Annotated in this window: 11 protein-coding genes; 2 read left to right on the forward strand and 9 right to left on the reverse strand. The window is 38.4% G+C overall.

Going from position 1 to position 11,793, the window contains the following annotated elements; genetic code table 11:
- Nucleotides 1-11 precede the first annotated feature (11 nt).
- The 8 genes from ACNSN2_RS18350 to ACNSN2_RS18385 form a co-directional block, all read right to left on the reverse strand.
- Nucleotides 12-200, reverse strand: coding sequence for a DUF1289 domain-containing protein (locus ACNSN2_RS18350; protein WP_075170194.1), 189 nt, complete (start codon nt 198-200; stop codon nt 12-14).
- Between the two features lie 14 nt (nt 201-214).
- On the reverse strand, nt 215-730 hold the full coding sequence (locus ACNSN2_RS18355; protein WP_418609343.1) for a hypothetical protein: 516 nt from the start codon (nt 728-730) through the stop codon (nt 215-217).
- Between the two features lie 158 nt (nt 731-888).
- Complete coding sequence (hisIE, locus tag ACNSN2_RS18360; protein WP_418609341.1) at nt 889-1,503, reverse strand: bifunctional phosphoribosyl-AMP cyclohydrolase/phosphoribosyl-ATP diphosphatase HisIE; 615 nt, start codon at nt 1,501-1,503, stop codon at nt 889-891.
- Nucleotides 1,494-2,273 (reverse strand): imidazole glycerol phosphate synthase subunit HisF, encoded by a 780-nt coding sequence (gene hisF, locus ACNSN2_RS18365; protein ID WP_109874959.1) that lies wholly within the window; start codon nt 2,271-2,273, stop codon nt 1,494-1,496. The genes hisIE and hisF overlap by 10 nt, the downstream gene beginning before the upstream one ends.
- Nucleotides 2,274-2,576: 303 nt before the next feature.
- On the reverse strand, nt 2,577-4,205 hold the full coding sequence (locus tag ACNSN2_RS18370) for a diguanylate cyclase domain-containing protein (RefSeq protein WP_418609339.1): 1,629 nt from the start codon (nt 4,203-4,205) through the stop codon (nt 2,577-2,579).
- A complete protein-coding gene (locus ACNSN2_RS18375) occupies nt 4,171-4,551 on the reverse strand; it encodes a hypothetical protein (protein WP_418609337.1) in 381 nt (126 codons plus the stop codon). The genes ACNSN2_RS18370 and ACNSN2_RS18375 overlap by 35 nt, the downstream gene beginning before the upstream one ends.
- 196 nt (nt 4,552-4,747) lie before the next feature.
- Nucleotides 4,748-7,795 carry an efflux RND transporter permease subunit gene (locus tag ACNSN2_RS18380; RefSeq protein ID WP_418609335.1) on the reverse strand — a complete coding sequence of 1,016 codons (3,048 nt, stop codon included), beginning with the start codon at nt 7,793-7,795 and terminating at the stop codon, nt 4,748-4,750.
- Nucleotides 7,796-7,805: 10 nt separating this feature from the next.
- Complete coding sequence (locus tag ACNSN2_RS18385; protein ID WP_010388873.1) at nt 7,806-8,876, reverse strand: efflux RND transporter periplasmic adaptor subunit; 1,071 nt, start codon at nt 8,874-8,876, stop codon at nt 7,806-7,808.
- Between the two features lie 556 nt (nt 8,877-9,432).
- On the opposite strand from ACNSN2_RS18385, the gene ACNSN2_RS18390 reads away from it, so the two are divergent.
- Together ACNSN2_RS18390 and ACNSN2_RS18395 are read left to right on the forward strand one after the other, a co-directional pair.
- Nucleotides 9,433-10,440, forward strand: coding sequence for a catalase family peroxidase (locus ACNSN2_RS18390; protein ID WP_418609332.1), 1,008 nt, complete (start codon nt 9,433-9,435; stop codon nt 10,438-10,440).
- Between the two features lie 16 nt (nt 10,441-10,456).
- Nucleotides 10,457-10,996 (forward strand): cytochrome b, encoded by a 540-nt coding sequence (locus ACNSN2_RS18395; RefSeq protein WP_418609330.1) that lies wholly within the window; start codon nt 10,457-10,459, stop codon nt 10,994-10,996.
- A 66-nt stretch (nt 10,997-11,062) separates the two neighbouring features.
- Here ACNSN2_RS18395 and ACNSN2_RS18400 read toward each other — a convergent pair whose 3' ends face one another.
- The gene (locus ACNSN2_RS18400) at nt 11,063-11,788 is read right to left on the reverse strand and encodes a 1-(5-phosphoribosyl)-5-[(5-phosphoribosylamino)methylideneamino] imidazole-4-carboxamide isomerase (protein WP_418609328.1); all 726 of its coding nucleotides are present in this window, start codon (nt 11,786-11,788) and stop codon (nt 11,063-11,065) included.
- Between the last annotated feature and the right edge of the window lie 5 nt (nt 11,789-11,793).

The raw sequence follows: 11,793 nt of genomic DNA on the forward strand, positions 1-11,793 counted from the left end.
AAAAATTTAAGCTAGTCTTTTTTTGCGTCTTCACGAGGGGAGGCCAATATTGCTTGTTTTTGTTCGTCAGTTAAAATAATCCAGTCGAATATTTCGTCGCTAGTGCGCCCGCACCCAGTGCAGTAGCCATTCATTCTATAACATTCACCGATACAGTCTGTTTTTAAATGAGTGGATTGTTTACTGGGTGTTTGGCGCATACATTCTCTCGTTATTATTTAGTGGCGACGGGCTTTCCTACTTCTAAAGAGGTCGACCAAGTTTTAATTTTTGATAACGTTTTGCTGGTATAAACAGAAATAACCGGCGACTTATCATCAAGTACAAAGGTGGTACGCAGCGACGTTTCTGACTCTTTTTGTGTTTCTAACCAGTTGTTTTTTTTAGTTAAACATTGGCGAGTGAGTTCAACTGCTTGTTGATGCATAGCTACCGCCTGCTGTTGATCTTTGTAGCTTTCTTGGCATTGATAGGTCACAGTTTGATTGTTAAAGCTAGTCACTTGGCAGTTATTGCCAAATACGTTGTACTTTGCAGTCCACACATCTAAATATGAGTTTTGTACTTTGGTGTCTTTTAACGCATCAAATCGATTATCGAATTCGGTTATTAAGCCATCCATTTTTTCACAGGGCGTTAAGCTGTCTAATTTGGCTTTTTGCTCGCTGGTTAAACTGCTACATCCAGACAAAATAAGACCAGTGAGTATAAGCGATATATAAGTTTTCATAGTGCGCTATCCTTTTGTAATAGCTATTCCTTGAATATTAACTAAAGGATACCTAAGGGAGAGAATAAATGCTATTGAGAAGGCTGAATTAAAAAGAAAAATTATGGCTTTTGATAACGATGTGCGCCACATAATGGCGCACACAGTAATCGTTGTATTTACTTATGACGACCTTTTAGGCAAGCAACTACATCAGTGAGTTCTAACCCTTGGCGTTGTAATAGTACAACAAGGTGATACAACAAATCGGCCGACTCGTTGGTAAGTTCATTGTTGTCGTGTTTCATTGCTGCAAGTGCCACTTCTACACCTTCTTCACCTACTTTTTGACAGCTACGGCTTAAGTCTTCTGCGAACAGTGACGCAGTGTAGCTTTTAGCTGGATCATCATTTTTACGAGCAACAATGACATCTTCAAGTTGCGCTAAAAAGCTCAAGCTTGGTTTTGCATCATCACCAAAACAGCTTTGCGTGCCTAAATGACAGGTTGGGCCTTCTGGGTTTGCAAGTATGAGTATAGAGTCGTAATCGCAATCGGTATGCACCGATACCACGTTTAAAAAGTTTTCTGATGATTCGCCTTTGGTCCATAAACGCGATTTAGAGCGCGAATAAAAAGTCACTTTATTACTTTCTAGTGTTACGTTTAGCGCTTCGCTGTTCATAAAGCCTTGCATTAAAATTACGCCAGAGCGGGCATCTTGAACAATGGCAGGGATAATCTCGCTTTTGGCGAAATCAACTTGAGTTTGGTTTTCTAAGGTTACTTGCATAGTCTTGCTGCCACTTGGTTATCGATTAAAAATTGTTTTAGTTCACCGATGTTTATCACGTTTTTGTGAAAAACACTGGCTGCGAGCGCACCATCTACTTGGCTTTGTTGAAATACATCAACAAAATCTTGCATGCTGCCTGCACCGCCTGAGGCGATTAAAGGAATATCACACAGCTGGCGTATTTTGCTTAGTTGCTCGTTGTCGTAACCGTTGCGAACACCATCTTGGTTCATACAATTTAAAACGATTTCGCCAGCACCTAAGTCTTGTACGCGTTTAACCCATTCTTCGGTTTTATATCGGGTGCGGCTTGACGCATTAGGATCGCCAGTAAGCTGATAAACTAGATATTCACCGGTTGTTTCATCATAAAAGCTGTCAATGCCAACAACTACACACTGCTTGCCAAACTCATCATGTAATTCTTTAATTAGCTCTGGACGCGCAATTGCAGGGCTATTAATACTGATTTTGTCAGCGCCACGTTCAAGCACACGAGCTGCATCGGCTACCGATTTAATACCACCGGCTACACAAAATGGAATATCGATATGGCGGGCAATGTTTTCAACCCAATTAACATCGAGTAAGCGTTTTTCAACACTTGCACTGATCTCGTAAAACACCAGTTCATCAGCACCGGCTTCGCTGTAGGCTTTAGCTAGGGTAAGTACATCGCCAACCACTTCGTGGCCTTTAAATTTAACCCCTTTAACAACCTGTCCATCTTTTACATCTAAACAAGGAATTATGCGTTTTGATAACATGAGAATGCCTCGTTTTTAAAATTTTGATTTGAAATAAAGCTGTTTTTACATTTATTGTTTGTATGACTAAATAGAAGACACATAGACTGCACTTGATATGTTATTTATTTGATAAATTTGAATAGTTAATTTAATGAATGAATCTTAATGCATTACTATGCAATGAATTCTTAGCCCCACTATATAATAAAACTCCAACTATGTTAATCGCTAAAGCTAGAACTTAAAGTGATAATTAATGCCTTAAAAAAGTATTCGCTTCAAAGCTTATTTTAAATTTATAAAATACTAAATTTAAAATGTTTATTTGGAAAAGCGATAACAGTTTCTGCCAGAGTTTTTAGCTTCATAAAGTGCTTGGTCTGCCTGTGTTTTAAGCTTAATGCTGGTTTGAGTTTCTGACGCGCTGGTTGCAATACCAATGCTTATACCTAAGCTGCATTGCTGATCAAAAATAGTAAAGGGGGTGTTAATACTTGTGATAATTCGCTCTGCAATATCCGCTATTGCTTTTTTATCGTTTAACTGGGGAAGAATTGCTGCAAATTCATCTCCCCCAATGCGCGCAATAATGTCTTGTTGTCGTAAACAACTTTTGATGCGAATCGCCACCTCTTTAAGAACTTCATCACCTGCACCATGGCCTAATTCATCATTGATGGGTTTAAAGTAATCTAAATCAAGGTACATAAGTACCAAAGGGCAGGAAAGCTGCGTTGCTTTTATGATTTCTAAATCAAGCTGCTCCAAAAAAATACGGCGGTTATAAAGCCCTGTTAAACTGTCAAAATAAGCATAGTTTTCTACTTTGGCTTGATATCTTCTTCTTTTAATTGTGTGGATGGCAAAAGTATAAATAACAAATATCATTAACGTCATAATACCAAGATAAAGAGCGATAATAAGTTTCTTTAAGCTACTAAACTCACTCTCTATTTTATCCAGCGGAACTTTATTTATTAATGTCCATTCGGGTCTGTTTATTAGGCTATTAGCGATATTATTTGGGAGCAACATGTCGTTTAATAAAGTTAAGTGCTCATAAATATAAACATTGTTTTCATTTTCAATAATTCCATTCGCTTGGATTTGCATGCTTTGCCATATGTGTGGCTGCTGATCTTTAAAACGATGTTGCGGTTTATTAGCAAACATAAATGACCATTGCTTATTGGTATCTCCAAATAACCAATAGCTGTCTTTATTAAGCAGCATAATATTGCCTGATGAATTTTTTGAGATATTGTCTAATTGGCTAAGTAAATGAGCCCCTTCAAGGTTGACGATAAGTAGCCCTATTTTAGTTCCTTTGGGTCCCATTAGTACAGAAGCTAAACGTATCATTGGTTTAAAAGGGCGTTCTATCTCACCGTTTTCAAAGTTTAAATCTAATGGGGAAATAAAAATAGCTGACGGGTTCATTTTTATAGCCTGTTTAAAATAGTAACGATGGCTTTTGTCTTGTAGCTGCTCTGCTGAGACTATAGCAACATTGTGCTTGTCTCTATGCACCCTTAATAGTTCCTTACCTGTTAGATCAAGAATTCGAATTTGTGTATAAAAGTTTTTAATAGAAATAAAGTTAGCATAGTCTTGCTCTAGCTGAGCTCTATTGACCGAACTTAAAATGTCATGATCTTTAAAATGATGATTGTTTCTTAAAATCAGCAAGTCACGAGAGGCATGATTAAGTTGTTGTAAAAAAGCTTTTTTTGCTTGTTTTAATTCATTTTTTTCATGTTGTATAACATTATTAATACGTGTTTGTAATTGGCTTTGGTAAAACATATATAAGGCGATATATAACAATACCGCAGAGCAAAAGTAGGCCAATGAACTAGTCAGTTTTGTCGTGTTTTTTTGTGTGTTATGTGATTGGTTTAATGAAAAAGCATATTTAATTACGAATAAATAAATAAATAAGCGAGACACTTAAGCTACTTAAAATTAAGCCGTCAATGAGCATGATTTGCCATTGTTTTAACATGAGAGCATCAAAATTAAAGGCAAACATTATGATTGCTTCAACAGTGAACACAATCATAGCTATTTTTATAATAAGGAACTCAGTTCTGAGCTTTTGGTGAGTTACAAAGTCATTATCGCGAAATAAGTAAAGGGTAGTGACAATCGCTACTAACGCGATAAGGCTGGAATCTAATATTACTGAAAGCCAAACACCGGTAAACTGGGTAACAAATGTGGCTAAAAAAAGCATAATAACAGCTTCACTAAACGCTAAAGATAAAAAGAGGATCAGTAAGCGTTTTATTGGCATGAAAGTATCCGTGGAGTAAGTGTTATTATTGAATTTCAAAACGAAAACATTTTGTAACTATATAATAATTATAAAGGATGAGAATTACTATAAAGTTTATTAAATTAACTGTAGTTTTGACTAAAGTATAATAAGGATCCGGTCAAAGCAGAACATTGTTTAACCGAATCCTACAATTTAGAGCTTAATTACTCGCTTACTGATTTTGTTTAACATTCATAAAAATAGCATATAGCACGGGTATCACGATTAAAGTCAGCAGGGTCGCAAACAGTAATCCAAATACTAAAACCACAGACATTGATTGGAAAAATGCATCAAAATACAGTGGAATAACCCCTAACACCGTGGTCAGTGTGCCCATCATTACCGGTCTTACCCGACTATTTGCCGAATCGATAATGGCATTATATGCATCTTTACCTTGGCGAATTTCCATATCCATTTGATCAACTAATACAATGGCATTTTTAATTAACAAACCAGAGAGCGATAGCAATCCTAATATGCCCATAAACTCTAGTGGAATTTGTGTGGTTACCAGTCCAAAAACAACACCAATTAAGGCTAATGGCACGACAAGCCAAATAATAATTGGTTGTTTTAAAGCGTTAAATAACACAATAACAATCAGCACCATGGCTAAAAAGCCCAGCGGAATAGTTGAGGCCAGCATTTCGTTAGATTCTTTCGATTGTCCGTATTCGCCATCCCATTCAAGTCGATACCCTTGAGGTAGGTCAATGGCTTCTATTTTAGGCCTTACCCGATTAAATAACTCTGAGGCTAGTTCACCTGGTAGTGGATCGGCTTGGGCTTTTATAGTCCATTCGCGGTCTTCACGCTTTAAAATACCATCGCGCCAGACGGTTTTAAAACCATTGGTTACTTGCGCAAGGGGCAGTGTTTCACCAGTGATATTGCTTTGTACTTGAATATTTCCAATATCGTTTATGTCGACACGTTCAGCTTGTGGTGCTCTAACAATAATAGGAATGAGCTCTTCACCTTCACGATACTGCCCAACGATTTGCCCCGAAAAATTTTGCTGTAAGGCTTCAGCAACCGCTTTACGCGTTACACCAGCGCGCTGCGCATTAATGGCAGAATACTGTGGCTCAATAACACTAATGCGTTGTCGCCATGTATCTTTAATTGATAGAGCGCCGCCATCATCAATTAATATTCCTTTTGCTTGTGCAGCTAGCTCTCTTAATACATCTGGGTCGGGCCCTTTAAATGTGGCTTCTATTTTAGAGCCCCCACCAGGGCCCATTACAAAGCGCCATGCTTTGCCTTGAGCATCGACAAAGTTATCGTCAATGTAATTTTGTACGGTAGGTAAAAGTTGATCTAGCTTTTTGTAGTCATCGACTTTAGCTAAAATTTGCCCATAAGAACTATTCGGTGACTCACTACCATAAATAAGCATGTAGCGAAGCCCGCCGCCACCAATAAGCGTTTGTATACCTTCAACGCCATTTTGTTGCTTTACAAATTCCTCTAACTTGAGCATATCTTTTTTGGTTTTTTCAATATCGGTACCTTGTGGTAGCCAAAAATCAACCACCATTTGCGGTGTAGTAGAAGCTGGGAAAAAACCTGATTTTACAAATTGAAATCCCCACATAGAAACACTAAAAGTGGCAACCACAATGGCAATACTAAGCCAGCGGTGATGCAATGCCGAAACCACAACAGACTGATATAACGCCATGAGTTTATTTGGTTTTGCTGAGCCTGAGGTGTCGCTATCTTGCTCTTTAAACAAGCAATAACAAAATAAGGGGGTTAGGGTAATGGCAAATAACCAGCTGTATAATAGAGAAATTAAAATAACCCAGAATAAATGGCCGGTAAATTCCGCGGTATCACCTGGGGCAAGACCAATAGGCGCAAAGGCAACAATGCCTACCAAGGTACCACCCAGTAGTGGCCATTTAGTTTGCTTGACGACTTCGCTGGCAATGTCTAACTTTTTACGGCCTTTTTGTGTACCAACTAAAATCCCTTCGGTCACAACTATGGCGTTATCAACCATCATTCCTAACGCGATAATCAGCGCTCCAAGAGAAATTCGATGCATGGGTATACCGCTCAAATCCATGGTCGCAAGGGTCGCAAAAATGGTTAGCAGTAATACTGCGCCAATAATAATTCCTGAGCGCAAACCCATAAATAGCAGCAGGGTAACCATTACGATCACCAGTGCGACTAAAACATTCACTACAAAGTTGTCGACTGAATCTTGGACTACTTTACCTTGGTGGTAAAACTCATGCACTGTGATACCCAGCGGTCTGAGGTTTTCAGTTTGTTTTACTTTGTCATCAACGCGGTCAAATACTTTAACCACATTAGCACCCAATACACTGGCGACCCCAAGTGAAATTGCAGGTTTAGAGTTATAACGGACTAACTTGGTTGCTGGACTTTGAAAGCCACGGTATACATTGGCAATATCTTTAAGATAAATTGTTTTACCTTCACCGCTGGCACTAACCAATAGATTTTTAATGGTATCAACGGAGTTTATTTCTCCGGTAGGGTCGATAAAAATACGTTGATCGCCAATTTGAGTGTTACCAGCGCTCAATACAGCGTTTTGCTCATCTAAAATGCCGTAAATATTATTAATAGACACGCCTAAAGAGGCTAACTCTTCACGAGCTATTTCTACAAATATGCCTTCTTGCTGCACGCCTGTCATAGCAACTTTGGCTACGCCCTCTGCTTGTAAAATGTCACTTTGCAAATCTTTAGCGTAGGCATGTAACTCGTCGGGTGAGTACCCTTCGGCGGTTATTAAATAGCTCAAGCCATACACATCACCAAAATCGTCATAAACCTGTGGCGTGCCAGTACCAGGCGGTAATGTTGGACGTGTGTCATTTATTTTGTTCCTGAGCTTAGTCCAAATAACTTGCAACTCAGATTTAGTCGGAGAAAACTCTGATTTAATCTCTACTTTAATTTCAGATAAACCTGTAGATGAGGTGGATGATATAGTATCAACTTCTTGTAGTTCTTGAATTGCACGTTCAAGTGGCTCAGTTACCTCTTTTGCAACTTCTAGTGGGCTTGCACCTGAGTACGAGACAAACACTTGCGCGGTGCGAATTATAAATTCGGGGTCTTCAAACCGCGCCATATTTTTATAGGATGAAAAACCAAACCCTAGCGTTAAAATAATGAGTATGGTGCTAATTAATTTATTATTGATTGTCCATTTTGCTAAATCCATTACCGCGCTCCTATGCTTTAGTCCAAGGACGTACTTTCATACCCTCAGTTACATAGTTTGCACCTGCACCAACAATTACATCGCCAGCACTTAAACCGTCAGTGACAATGAGTTGTTCTCCAATGCCATTTTCAATGGTAACGGGAGTTTTAGAAGCTTGCATAGTTTGAGCGTCAACCGTCCATACAAAGTGTTCACCATTTTGTTCAAAAATAGCAAAGGTTGGCACTAATAAACGAGTGGATGCTGAGCTGGCTTCACGTGTAAGTTTTAAACTGGCATTCATACCTGGCAATATATTAAGGTTATTTGGTACAGCAAATGCAAATCGCACTTCATAAGTTTGACTCGCAGAGTCAGCTTCTAAATTGGCACGTCTAAATGTTGCTGGAATGGGGGGAGTCGATACATCTTGTAAAATAACTGACGCTACATTGTTTTGCTTAGAGTCAACCGTGGCCACAATTGAAGCGGGAATATTTACCACCGCTTCCATTTCGCCTTTACCAAATAAAGTAACAACATGTTGACCCGCGCTTATGTTTTCAAGCTGCTTTACTGGCACCTCAGCAACAATGGCATCGTAAGGCGCTATAATTTTACTGTCAGATAGTGCTTTTTGTGCTGAGTCATATTGTGATTCGGCTACTTCTTTTTTAGATTTTAGTTGCTCTATATCTCGTTGTGAAATAACCCCATCTTTAGCGAGCTTTAAACCACGTTGGTAATCATTGTCGGCGGTTTCAAACTGAATTTTGCTCGACTTAACCTCATTAATAAAGTTTCGTTGTTCCAATACGGCTATTACATCGCCTTTTTTTACATTTTGTGCGGCAATAACGTTAAGCGTTTCTAGTTTTCCGCTAACTTGAAAAGCAAGCTTTGAGCTATTTATAGTGTCGATAGTGGCAGGGTAGGTGAGCGTTTTTGATTGCGACTCATCACCTATGGTTATTAGTTTAACCGCACGTGGTTCGTTTTGTTTTTGCGTGCTGACTTCACTTTCTGAGCAACCGGCTAATAAAAGTAGAAACATGATACTAATCAAATTAAATTGAGTAAAACAAGGTGTTTTGATCATCTGGTTTACCTTAAATAAAAAGTGCGTTGTTAATTGTTGGCATTTTTAAGCAATTAAAAATTATAAAATAGCCAATTGAGTTTGTTTTCAAATTTACCTTAAATGCAATGTATTAAGTATTAACTACTGACTACTTGAATGGAAGCAGCCGTTAGCTAATGAGCAATAAATAACATTTTAATTTCAACAGTTTATTATTACTTGTACGGTTTTGTATTAATTTGTTTGATTGTGTAGAAAGCACCAAAATTATAACTTAGTACTTGCTCATATAGGCCTAAGTATAATTAACAATCAGTTATTTAAAAGTGTAAGCCTGTAAACATAAGTTGTTTATAGATTTAAAACCATAAACTGTATTTTTTATTAATTAAATTGAAATATTAATTGCTTAGCAGCGGTCTTGTAAAAGTCATGTTGGTATCGCTTGATAAAAGCGCTTCAACGTAAGGCATCACTCAGTAATGGTTAGCCATTTATTTACAGACGTAATGTTAACTATGAATAACTCCTAACATAATCATTAAAAAATAATCACACGAGGTCTAATCCTACCATGAGTAAAAAAATCACCTTAATGGCAATAATCACTTTATTTGCTTTAACGATTTTATATTTTACCGGCGCATTTAATCGTGACGTAGTAACTGCACAGCGTTTTGTTAATTTACAGCAAGGCGATAATGCCCATGAGGGGTTTCGTCGTGCACATGCAAAAGGTATTTGTTTAGCTGGCTCTTTTGAGTCAACGGGTGAACTTGCTAAGTATTCGCAAGCTAAGGTATTTGATTTAGGGGCCACCCCTTTTGTAGGTCGCTTTTCTATTGCGGGTAATAATCCAACTGCACCTGATTTAAAAGCACCTGTGCGTAGTTTAGCGTTTTCTATAACTACTGATGATAACCAAGAATGGCGGGTTGCAATGAACACGCCCCCGGTTATGGCGGTAGCTACGCCAGATGCGTTTTTTAAACAACTACAAGCACTTTCACCCGATCCGGTAACTAAAAAGCGTAGCCCAGAAAAAATTAAGGCGTTTTTTGCAGCGCACCCTGAAAGTGCCGCTTTTAATAACTGGAAGGCAAGCTATACACCAACCAATAGTTTTGCCACTGAGCAGTATCACAGCATTAATGCGTTTTATTTAGTGGATAAAAATGATGAAAAGCACGCCGTACGCTGGATAGCTAAACCGCAATTAAGTGATAAAAACATCCAACCTCTTAATAATGATTCACCAGATGCATTGCAGCTACAACTTAAAGACCAAGTAGCTCAAGCTCCGGTTAAGTTTGATATGCTGTTTAGTTTTGCAACCGAAGAAGATGATGAAAACAACCCAACTGTTTTATGGCCACAATCGCGTAAAACCATAAATGCCGGTACGTTAGTAATATCACGCTTGCAAGCACAAGAGGGTGGGGTATGTGAAAACATGAACTTTGATCCGTTGGTTTTACCAACAGGTATTGAGCCAAGTGCCGATCCTATTTTACGTGCCCGTGGCGCTGCCTATGCAGAGTCATTTCGTCGTCGTGCTAAAGAAGTACTTTTAAATAATTAATCACAGGAACGAGTCAATGAACACAATTACAAAATACTCAGTGTCTAGTATGCTTATTCACTGGGCAATGGCATTAATTATACTTTCTATGTTATTTCTTGGTTTATCGATGGTACAAAGTTTAGCCGTATGGCAAGTAGAAGCTATACAACTACATAAATCGTTTGGCGTGTTAGCACTGATATTAGTTACGATAAGATTAATTAATAAAGTACTGTATAAAAGCCCTGCATTACCCCAAAGTGTGCCTAAAGCACAGGCTTTAGCGGCACATTTAACCCAAGTGGGTTTATATGCGTCTATGATTTTGATGCCAATTTCAGGCTGGTTAATGCAAAGTGCTGATGAACGTTCTGTGAGCTTTTTTGGTATATTTACTTTACCTGATTTAGTCAGTAAAAATATTGAGACCTATGCATTTTATCGTGAAGCACATGGTTTAATTGCTTACGCATTTTTACTGTTTATTTTTATGCATGTAAGCGCTGCACTTTATCATGGTTTAATAAAGCAAGATGGCGTATTGGGCTCTATGTTACCGGGTAAAGATAAATAAACTGATAGTTTTATACAAAAAAGGCACAGGTACGTTTGCACCTGTGCCTTTTTTAAATTTTAGTATTTAGCCTAATTTTAGCGCGTCTTCTACGCTAAAAGCGCCATCTAATAAAGACTTACCTAAAATTACGCCGCCCACACCAAGTTCATTGAGCTTTTTAATATCATCTAACGAGCTTACCCCACCTGAGGCTTGCACTTTAATATCTGCATTATGATTAATTAAATCTTCATAAAGCGCAAAAGAAGGGCCCGTCATGGTGCCATCTTTACTGATGTCCGTGCATAAAAAGTCAATAACACCCAGATCAGCGTAAAAATCAACAAGCTCAAGTAAACCAAACTCAGATTCACTTAGCCAACCGTGAGTAGCAGGTGCCCATCCGTTCGCAGTTTTATTAACATCAAGGGCAATTACAAAGTGCTCAGCGCCAAATTGTTCAATCCAAGCTTTTACTTGCTCACGCTTTTCAACCGCCATTGAGCCAATAACCACTTGGTTTGCACCTGCTTTTAGCCAATCGCTCACGTCTTGCTCTGAACGAATACCGCCACCTACTTGGTAAGGTACGTTAAGCGATTTTGTTGCTGCTTGAATATGTTGCCACTGTTTTTTACTTGGATCCCGTGCACCTTCTAAATCAACTAAATGTAATTTAGTGGCACCACTGTCGGCATACTCTTTTAAGCGAGCACCAAGCTCAAAGGGATAAAACTGTGCAGTATCGTATTTACCTTGATACAAGCGGACAATTTGATTTTGTAATACATCTAATGCTGGAATAATCACTGTAT

Origin of the sequence: Pseudoalteromonas sp. US3C1013, from assembly GCF_048401115.1 — a bacterium.
Lineage (GTDB): Bacteria > Pseudomonadota > Gammaproteobacteria > Enterobacterales > Alteromonadaceae > Pseudoalteromonas > Pseudoalteromonas undina.

Bases quoted from the DNA above. Each gene is read 5' to 3' on its own strand.
- ACNSN2_RS18350 (WP_075170194.1), bottom strand. From the start codon at position 200: ATGCGCCAAACACCCAGTAAACAATCCACTCATTTAAAAACAGACTGT.
- ACNSN2_RS18355 (WP_418609343.1), bottom strand. From the start codon at position 730: ATGAAAACTTATATATCGCTTATACTCACTGGTCTTATTTTGTCTGGA.
- hisIE (WP_418609341.1), bottom strand. From the start codon at position 1,503: ATGCAAGTAACCTTAGAAAACCAAACTCAAGTTGATTTCGCCAAAAGC.
- hisF (WP_109874959.1), bottom strand. From the start codon at position 2,273: ATGTTATCAAAACGCATAATTCCTTGTTTAGATGTAAAAGATGGACAG.
- ACNSN2_RS18375 (WP_418609337.1), bottom strand. From the start codon at position 4,551: ATGCCAATAAAACGCTTACTGATCCTCTTTTTATCTTTAGCGTTTAGT.
- ACNSN2_RS18380 (WP_418609335.1), bottom strand. From the start codon at position 7,795: ATGGATTTAGCAAAATGGACAATCAATAATAAATTAATTAGCACCATA.
- ACNSN2_RS18385 (WP_010388873.1), bottom strand. From the start codon at position 8,876: ATGATCAAAACACCTTGTTTTACTCAATTTAATTTGATTAGTATCATG.
- ACNSN2_RS18390 (WP_418609332.1), top strand. From the start codon at position 9,433: ATGAGTAAAAAAATCACCTTAATGGCAATAATCACTTTATTTGCTTTA.
- ACNSN2_RS18395 (WP_418609330.1), top strand. From the start codon at position 10,457: ATGAACACAATTACAAAATACTCAGTGTCTAGTATGCTTATTCACTGG.